We start from the raw sequence: 25,495 nt of genomic DNA on the forward strand, positions 1-25,495 counted from the left end.
CACCGCATCCGTGCCCGTCAGGCGCTGGCGGGGCAGGAGAGCGCGTACGATAGCGAAGACCTGACCCCATGGCCGTGGCAGGCGGGGGACTGGGGCCGTCATGGCGTGCTGGCCTTTGATCGCGCGGCTCTGGCCCAGGCCTCGGGGCGGGTGTTGGCAGCGGCCCTGTTGTCGGCCTCGGGCACAGTGCGACCGCCGCGCGGTGACCGGTTGGCGCGTGTGCAGGCCCACATTTGCGGCAATGAACCCTTCTCAGCCGTGCTGTGCGGCGCACGTATCGAAGCCAGCGCCGATCAGGTGCTGATCGCGCGCGAGGCGGGCGAGATGGTGCGCTCCGGTCTGCCGCCGCTTCATTTGCGTCAACGGGTGCCCGCCGTCTGGGATGGCCGGTTTGAAATCACGGCACCGGATGATGGCTGGACCGTCCTGCCCGCCAGGGGGCTTTTGTCGCGTTTGTCTGCGTCGGATCGGGCGGCGTTCGAGGCCCTGCCGCCCTTTGTTCGCGCCAGCGTGCCGGTTTTGCGCCGTGAAGGATCGGAAACCGTCGTTGCAGCGTTTACAACGGCTGAGGTAACACCGCTCGCGCCGCTGCGTTTTTGCCTGAATGCCCCTGCGGGTATGGGCGAAACGACGCAGGAAGCCGGACTGTTTGCGGCTTTGCATAGCGAAAAGGGTTCGACTGCCCTATTTTCAGTCTGAGATATGTCTGTCCGACCTAGCCATCCGGTTTTGGTCGGGGAACTGAGGACCGCATGAACCTGCGAAATATTGCCATCGGTGCCATGATCCTGCTGGTCATGGCCGTGGTGTACAGCACGATGAGCCAGAATGGCGGCGCGATGACGGGGGCCAATAATCCGGCCGCCGCGGGTCGCCCCGCCCAGATCACCTACTCCCAACTGGTCACCGCCATTGACGGTAACGAGATCAAGGAAGTCACCGTGCGCGGTGATGCGGTGAACGGCGTCTATAAGAACGACAGCAAATTCACCACTGTGGTGCCGTTCCCCAATCCGGAACTGATCGACAAGATGAACGCCGCCGGCATCGCCGTGGACGTGAAGTCGACCAAGCAACCGTGGTGGTCGGGCCTGCTGGGCCTGCTGCTGCCAGTGCTGCTGATCATCGGCTTCTGGCTGTTCATCATGAACCGCATGCAGGGCGGCTCCAAGGGGGCCATGGGCTTTGGCAAGTCCAAGGCCAAGCTGCTGACCGAGCATAAGGGCCGCAAGACCTTTGCCGACGTCGCCGGCGTGGACGAAGCCAAGGAAGAGCTGCAGGAGGTCGTGGACTTCCTGAAAGACCCGTCGAAATTCCAGCGTCTGGGCGGCAAGATTCCGAAGGGTGCTTTGCTGGTGGGCCCTCCGGGTACCGGTAAGACCCTGCTGGCCCGTGCTGTGGCCGGTGAGGCGGGCGTGCCCTTCTTCTCGATCTCGGGTTCGGACTTCGTGGAAATGTTCGTCGGTGTGGGTGCCTCGCGCGTCCGCGACATGTTCGAACAGGCCAAGAAGAATGCGCCGTGCATCATCTTCATCGACGAAATCGACGCCGTGGGCCGGCACCGTGGCGCAGGCCTCGGCGGTGGCAATGACGAGCGCGAACAGACCCTCAACCAGCTGCTGGTCGAGATGGACGGCTTCGAGGCGTCGGAAAACATCATCCTGATCGCCGCGACCAACCGTCCGGATGTTCTGGATCCGGCTCTGCTGCGTCCCGGTCGTTTCGACCGTCAGGTGACGGTGCCGAACCCCGACGTTTCGGGCCGCGAACACATTCTGCGCGTCCATATGAAGGATGTGCCGCTGGCCGCCGACGTCAACGTCAAGACGATTGCGCGCGGCACGCCGGGCTTCTCGGGGGCGGACCTTGCCAATCTTGTGAACGAAGCGGCTCTGACGGCGGCCCGCAAGGATCGCAAGATGGTCACCCACCGCGATTTCGAAGACGCCAAGGACAAGGTCATGATGGGCTCCGAACGGAAGTCCATGGCCATGAACGAGGAAGAAAAGCGCCTGACCGCCTATCACGAAGCCGGTCACGCCATTGTCGCCTTCAACGTCAAAATGGCCGATCCGGTCCACAAGGCGACCATTGTCCCGCGCGGTCGCGCGTTGGGCATGGTGATGCAGTTGCCGGAAGGCGACCGCTATTCGATGAAGTACCAACAGATGATCGACCGCATCGCCATCATGGCCGGTGGGCGCGTGGCCGAAGAGCTGATCTTCGGCAAGGAAAACATCACCTCGGGTGCGTCGTCGGATATCGAACAGGCGACCAAACTGGCCCGCGCCATGGTCACCCGCTGGGGCTTCTCCGAGAAGCTGGGCACGGTGGCCTATGGCGAGAACCAGGAAGAAGTCTTCCTCGGCCACTCGGTCTCGCGCACCCAGAACATCTCCGAAAAGACCGCACAGGTGATCGACGAGGAAGTGCGTCGTCTGGTCAATGAAGGTTGGGACGCGGCCCGTCACATCCTCACCACCAAGGCACAGGATCACGAGGCTTTGGCTCAGGCCCTGCTGGAATACGAGACCCTGTCGGGTGACGAGATCAATGCTCTGCTCAAGGACGGCACTCCGCCGAACCGCGAAGACGTGGGCGCACCGGTCTCCGGCCCGTCGTCGTCGGTGCCGCTGACGCCGGAAGAGGCGGCGGCTGCCGATATCGCCGCAGCGACCGGTGTGCCGGTCAGCCCGCCGGAAGGGGATCGGGCTCCGGCCTGATCCAGCGGTTCTCGCAGACATGAAAAAGGGGCGGCACCCGCAGGTGCCGCCCCTTTGTTTTGGTCCGTTCCTTGAAACGACTTAGTCGCGGTAGTTCAGGGCCGGTGCACGGTCACCGATGAGAGCGCGGTACTGGAAGTCCGGGCCGCGACGGCGCTCGAACTCTTCGGTTGCGGCGGCTATGACGTCCGGCGACTGGAACAGTTCCGCCGTGGTCAGGGCCAAGGTCTTGGCGGCCAGATGCGCGCCTTTCAGACCGATGGTGGTGCCCGACGCCACGACGTTCTGCCAGTTGTGGCTGGCCGAGCCCGGCACGAAGGTGGCGGTCGACAGGCCCACGGTCGGCGTGACCCACGACACGTCAGACACGTCGGTCGAGCCACCGAAGTCACCGCCCATGACGGCCGGTTCGATCTGGCCGACGCTGGCCAGATCGACCTTGGTGGTCAGGGTCTTCTGGATTTCGGTCGCCAGCGCGATTTCTTCCTCATTCCATTCGATGCCGCCGACAGAGCGCAGATTGCGGTCCATGACGTGCATCAGGGTTTCGTTGTTCAGCATCGAATAGACGCCGCCAATGGCCTCGAACTCGACACGGGTGCCAGTGCCCGTCGCCGCGCCTTCGGCGGCCAGCTTCACGCGCTCCAGAACATCGCGGACGATTTCCGGATCGGTGTGGCGCACATAGTAATAGGCTTCGGCATAGGACGGCACCACGTTCGGGGCCTTGCCGCCATCGGTGATGGCATAGTGGATGCGGGTGCGGTCAGGGATGTGCTCGCGCATCATGTTGACCATGTAGTTCATGGCCTCGATGCCATCGAGGGCCGAGCGGCCCTTGTCCGGTGCGGCAGCGGCATGCGCCGAGACGCCGTAGAAGCGGAACTTGCCCGAGACGTTGGACATGGTGTTGCCCTGACGGGCCGAGTTCACATTGCTGGGGTGCCAGTGCAGCGACACATCGACGTCGTCGAACAGGCCGTCGCGGACCATATAGACCTTGCCCGAGCCACCTTCTTCGGCGGGCGTGCCATAGACGCGCAGCTCGCCCTTAATGTTGTTGGCTTCCATCCAGGCCTTGACGGCAATGGCGGAGTGGACCGAGGCGGCTCCGAACAGGTTGTGGCCACAGCCGTGACCGCCTGCGCCACCGGCGCTTTCCTGAACCGGGCTCAGGGTCTGTGACAGTCCCGGCAGGGCGTCGTACTCAGCCAGAACGGCGATGACGGGGCCGTCGCCGTTCTTGAAGCTGGCGAGGAAGGCGGTCGGCTCGTTGGCGATGCCGGTTTCGACGGCAAAGCCCGCGTCACGCAGCTGTTGGGCCAGCAGCGCGGCGCTCTGGTGCTCCTGAAAGCCCAGCTCGGCGAATTTCCAAAGCTCCAGCGCGGCATGGTCAAGCGCCGGCTGATTGGCCTCGACCGTCGAGATGATGGCGCTGTGGTGCTCTGGCGACAGCGGTCCGGCCATGGCCGGAGCAGAAAGGGTCAGGGCGGCCATGCCGAAGGCGGCAGCGGCAAGGGCCTTGATCGAGGTCTGGCGACGAGAAGCGTGTCTCATAGTCGGCTCCGATACTCTGTAGGGTACATAAACCAAGGGCGGAGAGCGATGTTCGCCCTCCGCCCCGAAAGTCTCAAGACTGATTAGAAGGTCTTGCGGAAGCTGGCGTACCAGTAGCGCCCGTAGGGCTGGTACACCGTGCCGACATAGCCACCGCTGGCCAGCGGCGGGGTCTCGTCGGTGATGTTGCGGACGCCCACTCGGACCGAGGCATTAGCCAGAGCCGGGGTGATCTGCGAACCATCGAAGGCGTATTCGGCGTAGAGGTTGCCCGTCAGGGTGTCTTCCACGGTCCAGAAGTCGCCGTCGGCGTTGGTGACGCTGTCGTCGTACAGCGAGGAGATGTACTGGGTGAAGGCACCCACGGTCCATGCATCCTTGCGCCAGGTGGTGGACAGCGACCACTTCCATTCCGGACGGCCCATGTCGGCAATCATGTCGCCCATGGAGCCCGAGATGAAGATGTTCGAATCCAGCTCGCCCGAAGCCACGGCATCGGACAGACGCTGGGTGTCCGGCGCCATGTCGAGGTAGTATTTCAGCAGGTGCGAGACGTTCAGGTTGGCGCTGAAATCACCGTAACGGTCGGTGCGCAGCTTCCACATGACGCCCAGATCCAGACCTTCAACCGTTTGCGGCTGCTGGTTGGTGTAGGCGTCCTTGATGTGGTCGATTTCGCCCGCAGCCTCGAAGCCCGAACCGGCGAAGATACGCTCGTCGGCGGCGGTGACTTCCTTGCGGACCACGTTCGGGTTGTACGAGCCGTTCTTGCGCAGCAGGTAGTCCAGCGTCACAGCGTTCTGGCCACGGAACAGACCGACCATGCCGGTTTGCTCGACCTGCCACCAGTCAGCGGTGATGGTGAAATCGCCGTACTCGGCCGGAATGAAGCGCGGCTGGAACACCACGCCGATCGACAGGGTCTCGGACTCTTCCGGATCCAGGTCCGGATTGCCCGAGCGGCGCTCCGGCGTCGACTTGCGGGCATGGGCCTGACGGAAGTCGTCAATGTAGTCGGCGCTGACGTAGTTGCCGGTGTTGGCACCGCAGTTACGCAGGCCGCCCGACAGGGCACCGTTGGCGTCCAGAGCCGCGCAATAGGTCCAGTCGATGGTCTGGTTCGAGCGGGTGATGACGGTTGCGTTGATCTGTTCCAGGTTCGGGGCGCGGAAGCCCTGTGCCCACGAACCGCGAACGCGGAAGCCGTCTACGATGTCCCATGCCGCGGCGAACTTCGGCTTGGCGATCGAACCGAAGTCCGAATACTCCTCGAAGCGGCCAGCCAGCTGGACCTCGAGGTTGTGGACCAGCGGAATGCCCATGTCCGGCGAGACCAGCGGCGCGGCGATTTCGGCATAGGCCGAGAAGACGTCACGTTCCCCGTAGGTGTCCGGATTTTCGTTCTGGTTGATGAAGTCCGACGACCAGACGCCAGCCAGATTCTGGTAGCGGATGGTGCCGTCCATGCGGTCGTCGCGGTCGTCCATCTGGGTTTCCTTACGGAACTCGATGCCCGCAGCTACGCCCACCGGACCGGCCGGAAGCTGGTAGATGTCCGGACGAGAGACCTTGAAGTCCCACAGGGCCAGCTCGGTCTTGGTACGACGCACCAGATCCACGCGGATGCCGTCGATGGCAGCCTGGTTCGACAGGGTGGTGTCGCCGACTTGCGGATTGCTGGCGTTACCACCGTTGAAGAAGTTATAGGCGTCCGGCGTGTTCTTGCCGGCCCATTCTTCCAGCTTGGTGGCCGAGATGTTGTCCGACACGTCCTTGGCCGACGCTTCGGAATACAGGACAGCCGATTCCCAGTTCCAGCCGTTCCAGTCACCGCGCAGGCCGCCCAAAATGCGGAACTGCTTGTTGGTGACGGCGACGCTGATCGGGCCGAGGTCCGAGAAGCGGTAGCCGGTCATGGTGATGTCCGGGCTGCCCGCGATCGGGTTGTAATAGTTCGTGCCCGGAATGATGAAGTTCACAGCCGAGGCCGAGGCGATCGGCTCTTGATAGGCTTGCGACTTGGCGTGATAGCCGCCCAGCTCACCGAAGGCTTCGATGTTGTCGTTGATCTGATAGCGACCGGTAAGGAACAGGTTGAAGCGGTCCACTTCTGGCATGACCGACAGACCCATGGTCGCGGTGTCGGCGTTCAGTTCCGACGGCAGGGTGCCGTTGTTACGCAGGCAGACGCCATCGCCGATCTGGGTGGCGCACAGCGCATGGGTGCCAGGCAGGACGGTGAAAGCCTGACCTGCCGAACCATTGGCGTTGCGGACGGTGAAACGGCCCCACGGCGCGATGTTCGAGGTGCCGACCAGCGTGCTGTCGTTTTCAAAGCCGGTGCCGGCGAACAGGTGGCTGATGTTGTTGGTGGCCGTGTAGTCCTGATCGAGCGTGTTCAGCTCGTCGCGGTGGTCATAGTTGAAGAAGGCCGAGACGTTGGCGCGGCCATCCAGGAAGTCCTTGCCGCCGTACAGCGAGAAGTTGAGCTCGCGCATGCCGGTGCCCTCGGCACCGCCGTACTGGGTCGAGACGGTCCAGTCGTTCATGTCGTCGCGCAGGACGGTGTTGACGACGCCGGCCACGGCATCTGCGCCATAGATGGCGGCGGCGCCGTCACGCAGCACTTCCATGCGCTTCAGGCCCGACACCGGAATGGCGTTGGTGTTGTAGGTCAGAACCGGAACGAGGTGTTCGTTGGCTTGCGAGGTCGGGTGGCCGACAACGCGGCGGCCGTTCAGCAGCACCAGGGTGTTGCCGATGCCGAGGCTGCGCAGGTTCACCGAACCCGTGTCGCCACGGGCCGAGTTGGCGGTGTTCGGCTGATAGGACGAGTTGAAGGTCACGTCGCCCATTTGCGGGATCGAGCGGAACAGGTCGTCGCCCGAGGCCGGAGCCGCAGCGATGATGTCGTCTTCGCTGACGACGGTGACCGGCAGAGCCGCCGTAACCTTGGCACCGCGGATCTGCGAGCCGACGACGACGATTTCCTCGACTTCGGTGACGTCTTGTTCTTGCGCGTAGACGGTGGTGGCTGCGGCACCCAGCAGGGCGCTGGAAGCCAGCATGGCGGCGCGGAGATTCCGGCGCGCGTGGCGATAGGACATATCGATGAACCCCTCAATGATAAGGCCTGAAGCCCCTTGAAAGCCAAGCTTCTCGGGGTTTCAGCGTCCGGTCCCCACATCCCCGCCCCTCTGTGACAAGGGTATGCGGCCGAACTTGTGGCTGGGGTTGTTACAGCAAGAGAACAACTCTGCAACACAATGAGGGTTAAAAAATGCCAATATAGCGGCGATACCACACATCGTTATTCCAAAACATGTTGTTATGTGACTGAAAATAGAATGGTATCGCCTGGCTTTAGATAAGCTTGGTGTGCGATTGGCGTATCTTCGTGCGGTGAGGCTTGAGGGCGCTGCGGTGTCCCTATTGGGGCGAAAACAGAAAAGGGGAGGGCTGCGTGGCTCGTAAGAATTGGTTTGTAATGGTCTCGGCAGCGGCGCTTCTGGGCCTCGCTCCGGCAGTCGTTCCGGCGGTGGCGCAGGAGGCGGCCGTCCGTCCCGCTTCGGGCAGCGGCGGCGATATCGTCAGCTATAGCCAGATCCACAATCCGGTCATCGGCCGCGATGGCATGGTGGTCAGCCAGTCGGATCTGGCGACCCGCGTAGGCGTGGAAATTCTGGCCAAGGGCGGCAATGCCGTGGACGCCGCTCTGGCCGTCGGCTTTGCCGAGGCTGTGACCCTACCGCGCGCAGGGAATATCGGCGGCTCCGGCTATCTGATAATCCACATGGCCGCGACGGCGGATCGTCCGGCCCAGGACATTGCGATCAACTATTATGGCGTGGCTCCGGCCTCGATGACCCCGCAGTCGCTGCTGGGACCCGATGGCAAGTTCGACCGCTCGCGCCCGTCCGACATGCGTAATGTGGCCGTGCCCGGCACTGTCATGGGCTTTTGGGAAGCCCATCAGCGCTTTGGCTCCATGCCGTGGTCCGAACTGGTCCAGCCTGCCATCAAACTGGCCGAGGAAGGCTATGTGCTGACCGATGGCGAAGCCGATGCCACCGCCGGTCGCGCCCGTTTTCTTGCGCTCGATCCGGGTGCTGCCGAGGCCTATCTGAAGCCGGACGGCACGCCGTACCGTGCGGGTGAGGTCTTCAAACAGCCGCTGCTGGCCGAAAGCCTGCGCAAGGTGGCGGAAGGCGGCGCCGACGAATTCTACAAGGGCGAGCTGGCCCGCAAGATCGTCGAGGGTGTGCAGGCCGGTGGCGGCTTCATCACCATGGAAGACATGGCCAATTATCGCGCCGTAGTGTCCGAGCCGATCTGGGGATCGTACCGTGGCCACCGCATCGCCTTCATGCCGCCGACCGCCTCGGGCGTGACGGTAGCGCAGGCCCTGAACATGCTGGAGCATTTCGATCTGGCCGAAATGGGTTGGGGCAGCGTCGACAGCCTGCACCTGATTTCGGAAGTGATGAAGGTGGCCAACCATGACCGCCGCCTGATCGGTGGCGACCCGCACTGGGACACGCCTGCCGAAGGTCTGGCCAGCAAGGCGTTCGCCGCCGAACGCGTGAAACTGGTGTCGATGGATGCGGTGCTGGACGGTAATCAGGTGCCGGACGGCAATCCCTATCCATATGAAAGCCAGGACACGACCCACTATTCGGTGGCGGACAAGTTCGGCAATGCGGCCTCGGTGACCTACACCCTGTCCAACTCCTATGGCGCGCACGTCGCTCCGGTAGGGACGGGCATTCTGCTGAACAATCACCTCGATAATTTCTCGTGGGGTACCGAAGGCCAGCCGAACTCTCCGGCAGGCGGCAAGCGCACCGGCTCGACCATCACCCCGATGATCGTGTTCAAGGACGACAAGCCGTGGCTGGTCACCGGCACGCCGGGTGGCGGCTATATCATCGCCACCATGGTGCAGCTGATCTCCAACGTCATCGACCACAAACTGAATGTGGCCGAGGCGGCGATGCGTCCACGCATCAACCAGGGCTGGGGCGGCTCTCCGCTGGAGCTGGAAAGCGGCTTCCCGCGCGACATCGAACGACTGCTGCAAGCACGCGGTCACCAGACCCGTGGCTCCAACACCATGGGCTCGACCCAGTCGATCATGATCGAGGGTGACCGTTTCTACGGGGCGGCAGACACCCGCCGACCGGACGCTTCGGCGATCGGCGTCCGTTAAAAACGGCAAATGATCTGGCCCGGCCCTTGCGCCGGGCCTTTTCTTATTGGACCAAGGCTTAAGGGCGCGGCGTCGGAGGGGACGTCGTCAAACATCGAGGGGCGTGCGCATGCGTAAGGTATTGATGGCAGGGGCTGCGGCTCTGGTGCTGGCTTCGGCTGTTACGGGCGGGGCTGTGGCCCAAAACCGGCTAGCAGAGGCGACCGCTTCGGCGCCATGGCAGGAGGGCCTGTTCGCGGTGCGCGTGGACGCCCAGCGCGGCAAGGTCACCGCCCGTTTCACCGCCCCCGATGCCGATGGTGTGCTGGGACGTTACCTCTATCAGCCCGGTATCTCCGAGGGGCTGGGCATGGATGGCGCGGGGCTGGATCGCTCGGCGCTGGGTAGTGCCCAGATCGTCGCCTTCACCGTGGTCGGCAACAAGGTCTTCGCCCGCTTCGAGAATGAACGCTTCCGCGCCGTAGGGGCCGTCGACGACGAACAGAACGCCGTGGCGGCCAGCTTTGCCACCTCCATCGTCTGGTCCGGCGATGTGGCCGAGCGCCACGCCGATGGCAGCATCAGCGTTGACCTGTCCGGCTTTCTGGAGCGCGACGCCGTCAATGTGGCGGCACGTCTGAAACGCTCGGGGCAGGGCACCTATCGACTGGCCAACAGTCTGTCCTATCTGGATGCGGCCCAGACGCTGGTCTTCCCCGACAATGTCGAGTTCCAGAGCGTCCAGACCTATACGTCTGATGATCCGACCGGACAGATCGGCCGCGTGGCCCCCGATGCCCGCTCCCTGTCGCTGGCCGTGCGCCACAGCTTTATCCGACTGCCGGATGAGGGCTTCGCTACCGTGCCTCACGATCCGCGCTCGGGCACGTCCGCACAGATCACCTATGTGGATTTCGCCGCCGGTCTGGATGCGCCTGTGGTGAACCGTCTGGCGCGCCGTTTCCGTCTGGAGAAGACCGATCCGTCGGCGGCCCGCTCTACCGTTAAAAAGCCCATCGTCTTCTATGTGGACCGCGCCGCGCCGCTGCCGATCCGTCAAGCCCTGATCGAAGGTGGCAACTGGTGGGCCGAGGCGTTCGACAAGGCGGGCTTTATCGACGCCTTCCGCGTCGAGGTTCTGCCCGAAGGGGCGCATCCGATGGATGCCCGCTACAACATCATTTCATGGGTCCACCGCGAGACGCGCGGCTGGTCCACCGGCACCAGCGTCAATGACCCCCGCACCGGGGAGATCGTGCGCGGCGTGGTGCAGCTGGGCTCCTTGCGCGACCGTCAGGACAAGATGATCTTTGAGGGTCTGCTGGGGGCCGACAAATCCGGCACTGGGGCGCAGGATGATCCGGACCAGCTGGCCTATCACCGCCTGCGCCACCTGTCGGCGCACGAGATCGGCCATGCGCTGGGTCTGTCGCACAACTTTGCCGCCTCGCGTTATGAGGGCCGCGCCTCGGTGCTGGACTATCCGGCACCCTGGGTGATTACCCGCGACGGCGAACTGGATGTTTCCAACGCCTATTCGACGGGCGTGGGGGCGTGGGACCTCTATCTGGTCAACTGGCTGTATGGCGATCAGCCGGGCGTCGATCCGGTGGCCCGCCGTGCCGCACTGGCCGCAGAGGCCCAAGCCAAGGGCTATCGCTTTGTGTCCGACAGCGACACCCGACCGCTGGGCTCGCTGCAACCCTATGGGGCTATGTGGGACAATGGCGAAGACCCCGTCGCCGAACTGGCCAATGTGATGCAGGTGCGCCGGATAGCCCTGTCGCGTTTTGGTCTGCACAACCTGCCGGACGGGGCACCCGCCGCCGATCTGCGCCGCGTGATCGTGCCGATCTATCTCTATCACCGCTATCAGACGACCGCCGTGGCGCGTCAGGTTGCAGGGTTGGACTATGGCTATACCGTCAAGGGGGACGGGTTTGAACGTGCGGTTTCGGTGCCCGCCGATGTGCAACGTGCGGCCCTGTCGTCGCTGATGGGCGTACTTGATCCGGCAGAGCTGGATGTGCGTGACGATCTGCTGGACCTGCTGTCCTCGGCCCAGTCCGGATCGTATGATCGCCAGTTCGGGATCGAACTGTTCGAGGGGCGCGTCGGCGGCGTGTTTGATCCAACCTCTGCGGCTGGGGCTGTGGCCGAGACGGTGTTCGAGACCCTGCTCGCTCCGGAGCGCCTGAACCAGTTGGTCGAGCAGAGCCGCCGCGATCCGTCGCAACTTTCCCTGACCGAGGTGCTGGACCGCATTCGCACCGAACTGCTGTCAGGGACGGCCAGCCCGCGCCAGGCCGAGCTGCGCCGCGTGGTGCGCAGCCGCTATGCATCATATCTGGCCACGCTGGCCGAGAGCGACACCCTGACTCCGACTGCCAAGGCCGCCCTTCTGGACGCCGCTCGCCAATATGGCGAGGCGCTGAAGCGCGTACGTGGCGACCGTCTGGAAACCGCCCACGCCAGCCATCTGGCCAGCGTCCTGACAGGCGAAGTGTCAGGATGGTCCGTGCTGAAATCGGCTCAGGCCGTTCCGCCAGGCGCGCCGATCTAAGTCTTGAGGGTGTGCCTGCCGATCCCTTGACGTCGGCAGGCAACCCTCTTGAGGTTGACGGCTTACACCTTGGGTAACGGTTGCAACACTGCCGCGTCCCTGTGTGAGTAAATATGGCCAAGCTTAAGAAGACGACCCCGCGTAACCTCGATGAACTGCTCGCCAGCGGCGACGTAGAGGCGATCAAGACCGCTCTGGAAGTCTGCGAACCGGATGCGCGCGGCGGGGTCTTCAAACAACCCCTTCTGGGTTTCAATGATCTGCCTGATAGCGTGGCGGTCTGGCTGATACAGCGCGGGGCCGATCTACAGGCCATCGATGGCTATGGCCTGACGCCGTTGCTGTCGAGGGCGGGCCATTTTCAGGGTCGGCTCGAGGTGTTGCTGGATCATGGAGCCGATCCGAACCAGCGCGACAACAAGGGCGAGACCGCGCTGCATAAGGCCGCCAAGGTCGGCCATGCGGAGAATGTCCGGCTGTTGCTCCGACGCGGCGGGGACCCGCAGATCCAGAACCACGCAGGCATGACACCTCTGCTCAAGGCGCTGGCCGAGAGCAGCAATGCCTCGCTGGACGCTCTGGCGGCAGTGGCCGAGGTGCTGGTGCCGCTGTTAAACGGCGCGGTGCCCGATGAAGCCAAGGCTCACATCACGCGCATTGGCGAGCGGTTTGAATTCTACCGTGCCGATTTCAATCCCGAGACGGTGGACGAGGCATCAGCCGCACTGGAACGCCTGTATGAACTGTTCGCTGTGCCGCCTGTGCCGCGAAAACAGGTTTACGATGGTCGCTCGCCCATTTTCGCCAAGGCCGACAACTGGGCCGACGCGCATGAAGAACTGTGGGCGCTGCTGGTGCCGGGTGCGGGTGCGGCCTCGACCGTCCAAGGCGAGGTCATTCGCCTGAGTGGCAAGATCGCCCGGGAACTGGACGGCAATGGCGGCATCAACTGGGATGCGGATTTCAGGAAAATGGCCGATGCCTTGCCACAGTATTTTGCAACGGGCACAGCTTTGCCGCATGACAAGATGGCCTTGGCCCGCGATGTGCTCGCCGAGGTCAAACGCAAGGGCGGCGATACCTCCATCCTGTTCCGACTGGCCGTTGACTGGGTGGCGCTGAACCCCACGCCGATCCCGCTCGGCGAAGTGGGCTATCGACGATAGGGATTGAGGCGGGTCGTTTGCTGATCGCACAGTGTCCGGATCCAGCGGGTGACGGTGCGGATGCGGGCGGTGTCGGCCAGATCGCGGTGGATGCTGAGCCAGAACCGGCGTTTCAGCATCACATCGGGCAGGATGCGCGTCAGACCTTCGGCCATGAAACAGGGCAGGACGCCGATGGCCCCGCCGGACGCGATAATCTCCTGTTGGGCGCGGATGGACGACGAGGCCAGATCGGCGTGCAGGCCCGGCGAGACCTCGTCCAGATAGTTCAGCTCTGGCGCATAGATCAGGTCTTCGACATAGCCGGTGATCGTGTGCTGGTTCAGCTGGGCGATCGACGACGGCGCACCGTACTCGGCCAGATAGGCCGGCGCGGCATACAGGGCCAGTTGATAGTCGGTCAGGGGCTCGGCCACCAATCGGCTGGCATCGGGTTGGCTGAGGGTGATGGCCAGATCGACCTCGCGCCGTGTGGGGGACAGAAAGCCCGAGTTGGCGGCCAGTTCGACCCGCAGGCCACGCCCCTCCTTCAGCAGGCGCGGCAGGGCAGGGGCCAGAATGGCGGTGCCGAACCCTTCGGAGGCCGAAATCCGCACCGTGCCGCCCAAGGTGTCTGGCCGCACGGCCTGTTCGCCCTCGGTCATGGCGCGCTCGGCCGACTGGACCGCCTCAAGAAACTGTGACCCCGCCGCCGTCAGGTTCAGCCCCGAGCGGGCGCGCACCACCAAGGTGGCCTTCAGCGCCGTTTCCAGTCGCGCGATGCGTCGTCCCACGGTCGCCGCATCCATGCCCAGCCTGTGCGCGGCACGCGCCAAGGTGCCGGAGCGGGCGGCTTCGGCAAAGACGCGGGCGTCGTCCCAATCGAACATAGTGGTTCATTCCTGCATTTATGCCGGATCAATATTGCATATCTGCATTATGGCAAGCGGCACATCATTGCTACGCCTTGTGCCAACGAACCGGACAATCCGGTCACCTCAGGAAACATCAGGAAGGACGAGACGCCATGCGCGACATCCATCACTTCATCAGCGGCCAATCCTTCACCGGCAACTCGGGCCGCTATAGCGATGTGTTCGATCCCAATACGGGCGAGGTTCAGGCCCGCGTGCAGCTGGCCTCGGTGGACGAAGTGGACCGCGCCATTCAGGCCGCGCAGAATGCTTTCGAAAGCTGGTCCTCGACCAACCCCCAGCGCCGCGCCCGCGTGATGTTCGAGTTCAAGCGTCTGGTCGAAGCCAATATCGACGAACTGGCCGCGCTTCTGTCCAAGGAACACGGCAAGGTCATCGCCGACTCCAAGGGCGACATCCAGCGCGGTCTTGAAGTGATCGAGTTTGCCTGCGGTATCCCGCACGCCCAGAAGGGTGAGTACACCTTTGGTGCCGGTCCGGGCATCGACGTCTACTCCATGCGTCAGCCGCTGGGCGTTGTGGCGGGTATCACCCCGTTCAACTTCCCGGCCATGATCCCGATGTGGATGTTCGGCGTGGCGATTGCCTGCGGCAACACCTTCATCCTGAAGCCGTCCGAGCGCGATCCGTCCGTTCCGGTCCGTCTGGCCGAACTGATGATCGAGGCTGGTGCGCCCGAAGGCGTCCTGAACGTGATTCACGGCGACAAGGTGGCAGTAGACGCCATTCTAGAACACCCGCTAGTCCACGCCGTCAGCTTCGTCGGCTCTTCGGATATCGCCCATTACGTCTATCAAAAGGGCGCGCAGAACCATAAGCGCGTTCAGGCCATGGGCGGTGCCAAGAACCACGGCATCGTCCTGCCGGACGCCGACATGGATCAGGTGATCAAGGACCTGACGGGCGCGGCCTTCGGTTCGGCGGGCGAGCGCTGCATGGCGCTGCCGGTCGTGGTGCCGGTGGGTGAGCGCACCGCCGATGAACTGCGCGAGCGTCTGGTGTCGGAAATCCCGAACCTGCGCGTTGGCGTCTCGACCGACAGCGACGCCCACTATGGTCCCGTCGTGACCCAAGCCCATAAGGAGCGCGTGGTCGGCTGGATCAACAAGGGCGTCGAGGAAGGGGCTGAACTGGTCGTCGATGGCCGCGAGTTTTCTCTGCAGGGTCACGAGAAGGGCTTCTTCATCGGCCCGTCGCTGTTCGACCACGTGAAGGCGGAAATGTCGGCCTATCAGGAAGAGATCTTCGGTCCGGTGCTGCAGATCGTGCGCGCTGCGAGTTTCGAAGAAGCGCTGGCCCTGCCGTCGAACCACCAGTACGGCAACGGCGTCGCCATCTTTACCCAGAACGGCCGCGCCGCGCGTGATTTCGCCGCCCGCGTCAACGTCGGCATGGTCGGCATTAACGTGCCGATCCCGGTGCCGGTCGCCTATCACACCTTCGGCGGCTGGAAGCGTTCTGCCTTCGGTGACATCAACCAGCACGGCATGGAAGGCGTCCGTTTCTGGACCAAGACCAAGACCGTGACCGCCCGCTTCCCCGACAGCGAACTGGAGCACACGGACTCGTCCTTCGTTATCCCGACCATGAAGTAAGGCGGAGGTCAGTCTATGGACTTCCAACTGACCGAAGACCAACGAGCCATCGAGGATGCGGCCCGCGCCTTTGCCGAAGCCGAGCTGATGCCGAACTCGGCCAAGTGGGACGAAGAGAAACACTTCCCCCGCGACGTGCTGAAACAGGCCGCCGAAATGGGCTTTGCCGGCATCTATGTCGGCGAGGAACATGGCGGCATGGGCCTTGGCCGCGTCGAGGCGGCGGTGATCTTTGAAGAGCTGTCACGCGGCGATGTGGCGACGGCGGCCTTCATCTCGATCCACAACATGGCCACTTGGATGATCGACAGCTTCGGCTCGGCCGAACTGCGCGAACGGCTCATCCCGTCGCTGGTGACGATGGACAAGATCGCCAGCTACTGCCTGACCGAGCCAAACTCCGGCTCGGACGCGGCGGCGCTGCGCACCACGGCTGTGCGCGATGGCGACCACTATGTGCTGAACGGCTCCAAGGCCTTCATTTCGGGCGCAGGTGCGTCCGACATCTATGTGGTGATGGTCCGCACGGGCGAAGAAGGTGCCAAGGGCATATCCGCCATCGTCGTCGAGAACGGCACGGATGGTCTGTCCTTCGGGGCCAATGAAAAGAAGATGGGTTGGAATGCCCAGCCGACGGCAGAGGTCGTGTTCGACAACTGCCGCGTGCCGGTTGCCAACCTTATCGGTCTAGAGGGCGATGGCTTCAAATATGCCATGGCGGGTCTGGACGGTGGTCGTCTGAACATTGCCGCCTGTTCGCTGGGCGGGGCGCGTCTGGCGCTGGATACGGCGCAGGAATATGTCGAAGGCCGCAAGCAGTTCGGCAAACCGATCGGCAGCTTCCAGAACACCCAGTTCAAACTGGCCGACATGGCGACCGATCTGGATGCCGCTCGCCTGATGGTGCGTCGTGGCGCATGGGCCATCGACACCGCTCATCCCGAGAAAACCAAATGGTGCGCCATGGCCAAGCGCTTTGCCACCGATGCAGGCTTTGCGATTGCCGATGAAGCCCTGCAACTGCATGGCGGCTACGGCTATCTGAAGGACTTCCCGCTGGAGCGCATCGTGCGCGACCTGCGCGTCCATCGCATCCTTGAAGGCACGAACGAGATCATGCGCGTCATCATCTCGCGGGAGCTGTCAAAAACATGACCCGTACCGCCTGCGAGCGCCGGTTTCAGCAGAAATGCGACGGTGGCTCGCAGGCGGTCCGCGTTGTGTTCGACATACCGCTAGAGGAAGCCGACGACTGGCGCTGTGATGGCCGCATCCACTGGCCTGACGGCGGGGTCGAACCCTTTTATGCTTACGGAATCGATAGCGTTCAGGCCCTGATTTTGGCCCAAAGCGCCGTTGCCATCCGTCTTGATGCGGCCAGTCCCCAGGTGTTCTGGCACGAACAGAATGATCGTCTCGGTCTGTATCTGACGCCGTCACTGCGTCATCTGGAACGGGACCGTAAACCGTCTTGGGAGGAAAGCTTGTCCGAGCCCGAAGTCATTACCCGCGTTGAATCCGGCGTTGGCCGCATCACCCTGAACCGTCCCAAGGCGATCCACGCGCTGAACCGCGCCATGTGCGAGGCGATGATCGAGGCGCTGGTCGCGTGGAAATCGGACGCCGTCTCATCGGTGCTGATCGACCATGCGGGCGAGCGCGGCTTCTGCGCCGGTGGTGACATCCGCATGATTGCCGAAAGCGGCGCGGGGGATGCTTCGGAAGCCAAGGCCTTCTTCCATACCGAGTATCAGCTCAACAATCTGATGTTCGAATACCCCAAGCCGATCACGGCCATCGTGGACGGCATCGTCATGGGCGGTGGCGTGGGCATTTCCGAGCCTGCCGATGTGCGTATCGCCACCGAGCGCACCACCTATGCCATGCCGGAAACGGGCATCGGCCTGTTCCCTGACGTCGGCGGCGGCTGGTTCCTGCCGCGCCTGCCGGGGCAGACGGGCGTGTGGCTGGCGCTGACGGGCGCGCGTCTGAAGGCGGCCGATACGGTCGCTCTGGGTATTCACACCCACTATGTGGCGTCCGATGTGGTCGAGGCGCTGAAGGCCGAACTTCTGGCCAATCCGTCCGATCCCCAAGCCGTGGCCGACCGCGTGACAGGAGATGCGGGCGAGGCACCTCTGGCCGCCCATCGCGAGGCCATCGACCGCCTGTTCGCCTTCGATACGGTGGAAGAAATCTTCGCCGCTCTTGAAGCGGACGGTTCGGAATGGGCTCTGAAACAACTTGCGACGCTGAAAACGAAGTCGCCGCAATCGCTGAAGGTTTCCCTTCGCCAAATCCGCGAGGGAGCCAAGATGGCAACCTTCGCCGACAACATGGCCATGGAATATGCGCTGGGCGGCCGCGTCGTCTCCACGCACGATTTCCAGGAGGGCGTCCGCGCCGTCATCATCGACAAGGACAACGCCCCCAACTGGCAGCCTGCCGACATCGCGGGCGTCAGTGACGAACTGGTCGAGGCGCTGTTCGCCCCTCTGGCCGACAACGAAAAATGGACGCCGCTGGCTTAATCAAGCGACGCCGAACCTAGGGAAGAGACGACCATGACCAAGATCGCATTTATCGGCCTCGGCAATATGGGCGGAGGCATGGCAGCCAATCAGGCCAAGGCGGGCCACGAGGTTCGCGCCTTTGACTTGTCGGTAGACGCTTTGAAACGCGCCGAGGCGGCGGGCTGCACGCCGGTGGCTTCGGTGGCCGAGGCCGTGGCAGGCGCAGAGGTGGTCATCACCATGCTGCCCGCCGGCCCGCACGTTCATTCGGTCTATTCGGAGCAGGTGCTGCCCAACGCGCCGAAAACGGCCCTTCTGCTGGACTGCTCGACCATTGACGTGGAAACCGCGCGCAAGGTTGCCGCACTGGCGACAGAGGCGGGCTTTGTCTTTGCCGACGCCCCCGTCTCTGGCGGCACGGCGGCGGCGGATGCGGGCACGCTGGCCTTCATGGTCGGCTGTGACGAAGCCATATTCGCCAAGGTCGAGGCGGCGCTGGAGCCGATGAGCCGCATCACGATCCGTGCGGGCGATCACGGCGCGGGGCAGGCGGCCAAGATCTGCAACAACATGCTCTTGGGCATTTCGATGATCGGCACCTGCGAGGCTATCGCCCTTGCCGAAAAGCTGGGCCTCGACCCCGAGCGTTTCTTCGAGATCGCGTCCAAGTCCTCCGGCCAGTGCTGGAGTGTGACCAGCTATTACCCGTGGCCCGGCCCCGTGCCGACTGCCCCGTCCAACCGCAACTATGAAGGCGGCTTTGCCACCGCCATGATGCTCAAGGACCTGAAGCTGGCCCAAGACGCCGCCGCCAAGGCCGGAGCCTCAACCCCGCTCGCCGCCCAAGCCGAGGCGCTGTACGCCCTGTTCAACAACCTCGGCAACGGCCAGAAAGACTTCTCGGCGATGCTGGAGATGTTGCGCGGTAAGCAGGGCTAAGCATCATTAGGTTTAGGATTTGAGGGAGGGGGGAAGTGCAGCAAGAAGACCCACGGTTTGAGCTTGGATCTCTTTCCCCGTTCATATGGTCCCTCGCCGCAGACACGGCACCTTATAATCGGGATTGGGAAATACTCACTCATGACGTCAACATTGCACTTTTGAATGAGTGGAGGAGTTGGTCGCCAAAGGGGCAAGTTCTTGAAGTCGGGCCGATTAAAAATCGTTTGCTAGCGAAGTGTATTAGCGGCTTCCAAGGCGCGATTATTATGGCGCGCTTTGGAATGATTTTAGAAAGCAAATCGCTAAGCCGCGGAGTTTTTGAAGCGGCATTTTGGATTCAGTATTTTGTTGTTGATCCAGACCAGGCTCTGAGTGATTTTGAAAGTTCCGAATATTCGAGTTTGTCGGAGCAATGTGAGGCCATGGCAAAGGTGGTCTCCAAAGAAATATCCGATAAATACGCTGAAGCTGGCCAAAAATGGAAAGCGATGACTAGGGCTAAAAACCCATTAGGCCCTAAGTCTGTTCACAAAAAATCCAGTTTGGATAATGCGTATTATGCTTACTACAAGCACTTATGTGCGGTCGCTGCCCACGCTTCAATTAGTTCTCTTGAGAGCTATTTAGACACTAGCGGTGAGAGCGTAGGTCACATTCTGGCAGCAGATTTCGAAGACTCTAACAAGGCTTATTTCTTTGCAATCCATGCAGGTTTGCTAGCTCTAGCGGTCTATGCGAATCCGCATGCATCTGATGTCTTCCAGCAAAAGTGGATAGCCCTCATGAGCCGTTTGGAAAAGCTATCCGAAGAAATAACGCCCTTTTGATTAGTTCGTTCTAGAACTTTTAAGCCGCCAGTTCCCCGACCTTGATGTCGTCCTCATGCGCGCGGGCTTGGGTCAGGTCGTAGCGGGCCTGCATGCGCATAAGGGTGTCGGCGCTGATGCCGAACAGCTTTTCAAAACGGATCGCCATTTCGGCGGACAGGCCCGCATTGGCGTTCAGCAGGTTGCTGGCGGCCTGACGGGTGACGCCCAGCGCCTTGGCGAGGGTGGTGACGGTGATCTCGCGCGGGGTTACGAATTCGTCGCGCAGCCATGAACCGGGATGCACCGCAAACGAGCTGTGAAGCTTGATAGCCATCAGTGGTAATCCTCCAAATCCATGTCCTCGATCATGAGGGCAGCGTTTACTTTGAACGTCAGTCGCCAGTTCCGCGTGACCGTCAGGGCCCATGTGCCTTCGCGGTCGCCTTTGAGTTTGTGCGCCCCAAAGTTGGGCGGGATCAGCAACTCTTCCTCGGTTTCGATAGCGATGATGTAGGCCAGCATATTGCGCAACCGACCAACGACATTGGCGGGCAGACCCTTGGCCTGTCCTGTCTCGGCGAAGTGGCGCAACGCCTTGTGCCTGATGCTCTCTATCTCCACGACTTAACAATGGTATGCAAAGCGCATAGTGTCAAGTGACGCTTGACGGTCTGTAAAGCCCATGACGCCGCCCCGCCTTGGCGCTACAAGGCGGCATGACCCTGATCCTGTTTAACAAGCCGTTTGATGTGCTGAGCCAGTTTACCGACAAGGGAACGGAAGGCTCCGAGCGCAGCACGCTCTCCGATTACATCCCTGTGCCGAAGGTCTATCCGGCGGGACGGCTGGATCGGGATAGTGAAGGCTTGATGCTGCTGACCGACGACGGGCGGTTGCAGATGCGTATTACCGAGCCGCGCTACAAGACCAAGAAAACCTATCTGGCGCAGGTCGAGGGCATTGCCACCGAGGAGGCCCTAGAGAAGCTGCGTCGCGGCGTGATGCTGAAAGACGGCATGACCGGCCCTGCCGAGGCCGAGATGATCGACGACCCGCAGTTGTGGGAACGCGTGCCGGCGATCCGCGTGCGCAAGACCGTCCCCGATAGCTGGATCAAGGTCACCATTTCCGAAGGCCGTAACCGTCAGGTGCGCCGCATGTGCGCGGCGGTAGACCTGCCCTGCCTGCGTCTGGTGCGCTGGAGTGTGGGCCAATGGTCGCTGGACGGCCTCGCCCCCGGGGAGTGGCGCGAAGTCGAGCGCTAAACAACAAAGCCCCGAAGCCGCTGGCGATCGGCTTCGGGGCTCTCGCGTCAGAGCGGGGTTGGGGGACGTCAGGCTCCGGCGCGGTTCTTGACCAGATCGTCCACGACGGACGGATCGGCGAGGGTGGAGGTGTCGCCCAGCGCGCCGACTTCGTTCTCGGCGATCTTGCGCAGGATGCGGCGCATGATCTTGCCCGAGCGGGTCTTGGGCAGGCCGGGGGCCCACTGGATGACATCGGGGGCGGCAATCGGGCCGATTTCGCTGCGCACATGGGCGATCAGCGCCTTGCGCAGATCTTCTGTAGCGTCCACGCCCGCATTCAGCGTAACATAGGCATAGATGCCCTGACCCTTGATGTCGTGCGGGAAGCCGACCACGGCGGCTTCAGCCACGTCGTCATGGGCGACGAGGGCGCTTTCCACCTCGGCAGTCCCCATGCGGTGGCCGGAGACGTTGATGACGTCATCGACGCGGCCGGTAATCCAGTAATAGCCGTCTTCGTCACGACGGCAGCCGTCGCCGGTGAAATACTTGCCCGCATAGGTGGAGAAATAGGTGTCGAAGAAGCGCTGGTGATCGCCATAGACGGTGCGCATCTGGCCCGGCCAACTGTCGGTGATGCACAGATTGCCCTCGGTCGCGCCGTCCAGCACGCCGCCCTCGGCATCCACGATCTGAAGCTGCACGCCCGGCAGGGGCTTGGTGGCCGAGCCCGGCTTAAGGTCCGTGGCTCCCGGCAGCGGCGAGATCAGAATGCCGCCGGTCTCGGTCTGCCACCATGTGTCGACGATGGGCAGTTTAGAGTCGCCGACCACCTCATAATACCAGCGCCAAGCCTCGGGGTTGATCGGCTCGCCCACTGTGCCGAGCAGGCGCAAGGAGGCGCGGCTGGAGGCCTTCACCGGCGCATCGCCCTCTTTCATCAAGGCGCGCAAGGCCGTGGGTGCGGTGTAGAAGACATTCACCTTGTGCTTGTCGATCACATCCCAGAAGCGCGACACGGTCGGATAGTTGGGCACGCCCTCGAAGAAGAGGGTGGTGGCCGCATTCGACAGCGGGCCATAGACACCATAGGAGTGGCCCGTCACCCAGCCCACATCGGCGGTGCACCAATAGACCTCACCCGGGCGGTAATCGAACACATGCTGGTGCGTCCACGACGCCCAGACCAGATATCCGCCGGTGGTGTGCAGCACGCCCTTGGGCTTACCGGTCGAGCCCGAGGTATAGAGGATGAACAGCGGGTCTTCGGCATTCATCGGCTCGGGAGCACAGTCGGCGCTGGCGGCAGCAACGGCGGTCTGCCAGTCCACATCGCGGCCTTCGACCATCGGCGTCTCGGCATCGGTGTGCCGCAGGACCAGTACGGTCTTGACGCCCGATACCTTTTCCAGCGCGGCATCGACATTGGCCTTCAACGGTACCTTCTTGCCCCCGCGACAGCCTTCGTTGGCGGTGATGACAAAGGTGGATTCGCAGTCCTCGATACGGCCTGCGATACTGTCCGGCGAAAAGCCGCCGAAGATGACCGAGTGCACCGCGCCGATGCGCGCGCAGGCCAGCATGGCATAGGCCGCTTCGGGGATCATCGGCAGGTAGATGGTGACGCGGTCGCCCTTCTGGACGCCATTGCCCTTCAGCACATTGGCCAGACGCGAGACGCGCTCATGCAGTTGGCCATAGGTGATGGTGTCGCTGTCGGTCGGCTCGTCGCCTTCCCAGATGATGGCGACCTCGTCCTTGCGGGCGGGCAGGTGGCGGTCGATGCAGTTGGCCGAGACATTCAGAACCCCGTCCTCGAACCATTTGATGCGGAAGTCATCCTTGTTGAAGGAGACGTCCTTGATCTTGGTCGGGAAGTTTATCCAGTCCAGACGCTGGGCCACCTTGGTCCAGTAGGTTTCGGCATTGTCGCGCGCCTCGATGCAGGCGGCCTCATAGGCAGCTGCATCCATGTGGGCGCGGGCCGCGACCTCCTTGGGAACAGGATAAATTTGGGGCTCGTGCACGCGTAGTCTCCTCCAGTGTGGCAGTCGGCCCCTGGTTGGGGGAGGTCGAGGCCGTTTTGCCGGTAAGTCTTAGAAGCCGTATTTGGCGAACAGGATCAGGCGCGTCATGTCGCCCGACAGATCGTTCTCAAGCTTGCGCTCACCGAACATCAGTTCTGCACCAATATCCAGCCCCGTCAGCGGGGTGTAGATCAGGTTGCCACGCAGGCTGGTCGCCGATTTGGTCACGCCAAGACCCGTCAGGGCGGTCGGGTTGTCGATGGCCTGATAGGCGGCGATCAGGCTGGAACGCCAGCCGGGAGCCCAGACGTGACGATAGCCGGCATAGCCCGACAGCACGCCAATGGTCTCCAGATCGCCATTGGCCGCCAATACCGCGTCATTGGCCAGATTCAGTCCCAGATAGCGGCCAATACCTTCACCGCCAGAGACGACAAAGCGGATATCGTCTTCGGCCCCGACCTTGATCTTACCGGTAGCCGACAGGCCCCAGCCGGTGGCGCTGTCCTCGATGTTTAGGGCCGGATTTTCATGGCGCAGCTGGCGCACCAGACCCGACATCTGGAACTCGCCCCAAGGACGGCTGATCAGATAGCGCGCCACAATGTCCGGCACAGCATTGTCATCGGCGACGATGCGGGTGCCACCGCCGAAGGGCGTGATGGTGGTCTCGGGATTTTCGACCGCGATGGCGAACGGTCCGCGGGTGTAGCGTATCTGCGGCTGGCGCACGACCACAGCCCCTTCGACCGGACCGACATAATCGGCGGTCTCTGGCAGAGTGTTGGAATTCTGGAAGGTCGACCATTCCTGACCGATCAACCAGTTGTCGATGGTCATAAAGGCGCGGCGTAGTGATGGGTTTGACGGGTTGGTGGTGCGCTCGTCACCACTGCCGGGCAGGCCCTGGAAATCCATCTCGATGCGGGCCCCGACCTTGTGGCCGCCCACATCGCCATCGGCGGTCAGCCAAAAGCGCGTCTGGCGGGCGCTGAAATCGGTCTGGGTGCTTTCGCTGTCGCCGCCGACAGGAATAGAGCCGGGGACGTAGAAGTCGCGCAGGGTGTCACCGCTGGCCGGATTGCCGTCGCCGTAGCGGGTGATCTTGGTGTCGGCCTTGATGAAGCCGCCGAAGTTCAGCGTCAGGTCACCAGCGCGGAAGCCGCGCTGGGGGGCGGCGCTGGCGGTCGCGACAGGTGCCGGTGCGGCGGTTTGTGACTGCGGCAGGCGCAAGACACCGTCATTGACCGGTGCAGGGGCCGTAGCCTGCGCCTGAACCTGTGCTCTTACGGCATCATTCTGTGCCTGATTTTCGCGGACCGCAGCCTTGAGTTCGCCCAGTTCAGCCTCTAGCTGAGCAATGCGCGCTTCAAGCGCAGCGGTGTTATCTTGCGCCATAGCGCCTGTTGCGGTGAGGAGCGCAGCCAATGCTACGCCGCCCCAAAGGCGGCCGTGTGCCATTTACTTCCTCCCAGTCCTGTCTTTTTTTGCAGGCTCTGGATGGCACCTTTCCGCGTGACGGTGGTTTTCGACATTAGCGAAAGGTCTAATCTCGACCAAAGTCGAGACGTGCCATCCTGTAACCACACGGGTGGGGCAGGTCAGGCGTACTATCGGATGGAAGGACATTCATGGATCGAATCGTCATAGCGGACGATCACCCTCTGTTCCGTGAGGCATTGGTCTCGGCGGTGCGCAAGGCGCGCCCGCAGGCAGAGATTGAGGAGTGCTCCAGCTTCGCCGAAGCCGACGCTGCGCTGGCGCGTGCGTCGGTGGACCTGCTGATGCTGGATTTGAAACTGTCGGACGTCGAGGGGATGACCGGGCTCAATCTGGTGCGGACCAACCATCCGGCGGTACCGGTGGCGGTGGTCTCTGCCAGCGAGGAGCCGCATACCGTGCGCCGCGCCATGGCTGTGGGGGCTGCGGGCTTTATTCCCAAATCCTCGTCGCTGGACACCATGGTGGAAGCCATCGGCCAGATTCTGGACGGCGAGACATGGGTGCCTGACGTGGGCGAGGCCGAAGCCGAAGAAGCAGACCTGCAAAACCGGATCGCCAGCCTGACGCCGTCCCAACTTCGCATCCTCGAAGGGCTCAAGGCCGGGCGGCTGAACAAACAGATCGCCTATGACCTTGGCGTCACCGAGGCGACGATCAAGGCGCACCTGACCAGCGTGTTCCGCAAACTGGGCGTGCAAAACCGCACCCAGGCCGTGATCCTGTCCCAGCAGATCGACCTGATGTAAGC

17 protein-coding genes and 3 pseudogenes are annotated in these 25,495 nt (G+C 62.8%); 13 read left to right on the plus strand and 7 right to left on the minus strand.

Features of this window, described 5'->3' with window-relative positions:
• Both B3B04_RS13655 and ftsH read left to right on the plus strand, forming a co-directional pair.
• A pseudogene (locus B3B04_RS13655) lies at positions 1–699 on the plus strand (hypothetical protein); the annotation flags it as partial.
• 53 nt (positions 700–752) lie between these two features.
• Positions 753–2,723: an ATP-dependent zinc metalloprotease FtsH gene (gene ftsH / locus B3B04_RS13660; RefSeq protein ID WP_292043670.1), complete on the plus strand. Its 1,971-nt coding sequence runs from the start codon at positions 753–755 to the stop codon at positions 2,721–2,723.
• 81 nt (positions 2,724–2,804) lie between these two features.
• On the opposite strand, the gene B3B04_RS13665 is transcribed toward ftsH, so the two are convergent.
• Complete coding sequence (locus tag B3B04_RS13665) at positions 2,805–4,280, minus strand: amidohydrolase (RefSeq protein WP_292043671.1); 1,476 nt, start codon at positions 4,278–4,280, stop codon at positions 2,805–2,807.
• An 83-nt stretch (positions 4,281–4,363) separates the two neighbouring features.
• Complete coding sequence (locus B3B04_RS13670; RefSeq protein ID WP_292043672.1) at positions 4,364–7,387, minus strand: TonB-dependent receptor domain-containing protein; 3,024 nt, start codon at positions 7,385–7,387, stop codon at positions 4,364–4,366.
• A 356-nt stretch (positions 7,388–7,743) separates the two neighbouring features.
• Between B3B04_RS13670 and ggt the strand changes: the two genes are divergently transcribed.
• The 3 genes from ggt to B3B04_RS13685 all read left to right on the plus strand — a co-directional run bounded on the left by ggt (position 7,744) and on the right by B3B04_RS13685 (position 13,197).
• Positions 7,744–9,489: a gamma-glutamyltransferase gene (gene ggt, locus B3B04_RS13675; RefSeq protein ID WP_292043673.1), complete on the plus strand. Its 1,746-nt coding sequence runs from the start codon at positions 7,744–7,746 to the stop codon at positions 9,487–9,489.
• A gap of 109 nt (positions 9,490–9,598) precedes the next feature.
• Positions 9,599–12,031 carry a zinc-dependent metalloprotease gene (locus tag B3B04_RS13680; protein ID WP_292043674.1) on the plus strand — a complete coding sequence of 811 codons (2,433 nt, stop codon included), beginning with the start codon at positions 9,599–9,601 and terminating at the stop codon, positions 12,029–12,031.
• Positions 12,032–12,144: 113 nt separating this feature from the next.
• Positions 12,145–13,197, plus strand: a complete 1,053-nt coding sequence (locus B3B04_RS13685; protein ID WP_292043676.1) for an ankyrin repeat domain-containing protein — start codon at positions 12,145–12,147, stop codon at positions 13,195–13,197.
• On the opposite strand, the gene B3B04_RS13690 is transcribed toward B3B04_RS13685, so the two are convergent.
• Positions 13,185–14,066 (minus strand): LysR family transcriptional regulator, encoded by an 882-nt coding sequence (locus tag B3B04_RS13690; protein WP_292043677.1) that lies wholly within the window; start codon positions 14,064–14,066, stop codon positions 13,185–13,187. The genes B3B04_RS13685 and B3B04_RS13690 overlap by 13 nt on opposite strands.
• 137 nt (positions 14,067–14,203) lie before the next feature.
• Here B3B04_RS13690 and B3B04_RS13695 point away from each other — a divergent pair, with 137 nt between their 5' ends.
• The 6 genes and pseudogenes from B3B04_RS13695 (at position 14,204) to B3B04_RS13715 (ending at position 19,988) form a co-directional block, all read left to right on the plus strand.
• Complete coding sequence (locus B3B04_RS13695) at positions 14,204–15,706, plus strand: CoA-acylating methylmalonate-semialdehyde dehydrogenase (protein ID WP_292043678.1); 1,503 nt, start codon at positions 14,204–14,206, stop codon at positions 15,704–15,706.
• 15 nt (positions 15,707–15,721) lie between these two features.
• On the plus strand, positions 15,722–16,861 hold the full coding sequence (locus tag B3B04_RS13700; protein ID WP_292043679.1) for an isobutyryl-CoA dehydrogenase: 1,140 nt from the start codon (positions 15,722–15,724) through the stop codon (positions 16,859–16,861).
• Positions 16,858–17,118 (plus strand): annotated as a pseudogene (locus B3B04_RS14670) (DUF6968 family protein); the annotation flags it as partial. The gene B3B04_RS13700 and the pseudogene B3B04_RS14670, both read left to right, overlap by 4 nt.
• 72 nt (positions 17,119–17,190) lie before the next feature.
• Positions 17,191–18,237, plus strand: coding sequence for an enoyl-CoA hydratase/isomerase family protein (locus B3B04_RS13705; protein WP_292043696.1), 1,047 nt, complete (start codon positions 17,191–17,193; stop codon positions 18,235–18,237).
• Positions 18,238–18,264: 27 nt separating this feature from the next.
• A pseudogene (gene mmsB, locus B3B04_RS13710) lies at positions 18,265–19,158 on the plus strand (3-hydroxyisobutyrate dehydrogenase); the annotation flags it as partial.
• A gap of 35 nt (positions 19,159–19,193) precedes the next feature.
• A complete protein-coding gene (locus B3B04_RS13715) occupies positions 19,194–19,988 on the plus strand; it encodes a DUF5677 domain-containing protein (RefSeq protein WP_292043681.1) in 795 nt (264 codons plus the stop codon).
• A gap of 19 nt (positions 19,989–20,007) precedes the next feature.
• On the opposite strand, the gene B3B04_RS13720 is transcribed toward B3B04_RS13715, so the two are convergent.
• Positions 20,008–20,304 (minus strand): HigA family addiction module antitoxin, encoded by a 297-nt coding sequence (locus tag B3B04_RS13720; RefSeq protein WP_292043682.1) that lies wholly within the window; start codon positions 20,302–20,304, stop codon positions 20,008–20,010.
• Positions 20,304–20,591: a type II toxin-antitoxin system RelE/ParE family toxin gene (locus B3B04_RS13725; protein ID WP_292043683.1), complete on the minus strand. Its 288-nt coding sequence runs from the start codon at positions 20,589–20,591 to the stop codon at positions 20,304–20,306. The genes B3B04_RS13720 and B3B04_RS13725 overlap by 1 nt, the downstream gene beginning before the upstream one ends.
• Before the next feature lie 95 nt (positions 20,592–20,686).
• Between B3B04_RS13725 and B3B04_RS13730 the strand changes: the two genes are divergently transcribed.
• A complete protein-coding gene (locus B3B04_RS13730) occupies positions 20,687–21,235 on the plus strand; it encodes a pseudouridine synthase (protein ID WP_292043684.1) in 549 nt (182 codons plus the stop codon).
• Positions 21,236–21,303: 68 nt separating this feature from the next.
• On the opposite strand, the gene acs is transcribed toward B3B04_RS13730, so the two are convergent.
• Positions 21,304–23,244 carry an acetate--CoA ligase gene (acs, locus tag B3B04_RS13735; protein ID WP_292043685.1) on the minus strand — a complete coding sequence of 647 codons (1,941 nt, stop codon included), beginning with the start codon at positions 23,242–23,244 and terminating at the stop codon, positions 21,304–21,306.
• Positions 23,245–23,313: 69 nt separating this feature from the next.
• A complete protein-coding gene (locus B3B04_RS13740) occupies positions 23,314–24,642 on the minus strand; it encodes a DcaP family trimeric outer membrane transporter (RefSeq protein WP_292043686.1) in 1,329 nt (442 codons plus the stop codon).
• Between the two features lie 233 nt (positions 24,643–24,875).
• Between B3B04_RS13740 and B3B04_RS13745 the strand changes: the two genes are divergently transcribed.
• Positions 24,876–25,493: a response regulator transcription factor gene (locus B3B04_RS13745; RefSeq protein WP_292043687.1), complete on the plus strand. Its 618-nt coding sequence runs from the start codon at positions 24,876–24,878 to the stop codon at positions 25,491–25,493.
• Positions 25,494–25,495: the final 2 nt, after the last annotated feature.

Source organism: Brevundimonas sp. UBA5713 (assembly GCF_002419815.1).
Classification (GTDB): domain Bacteria; phylum Pseudomonadota; class Alphaproteobacteria; order Caulobacterales; family Caulobacteraceae; genus Brevundimonas.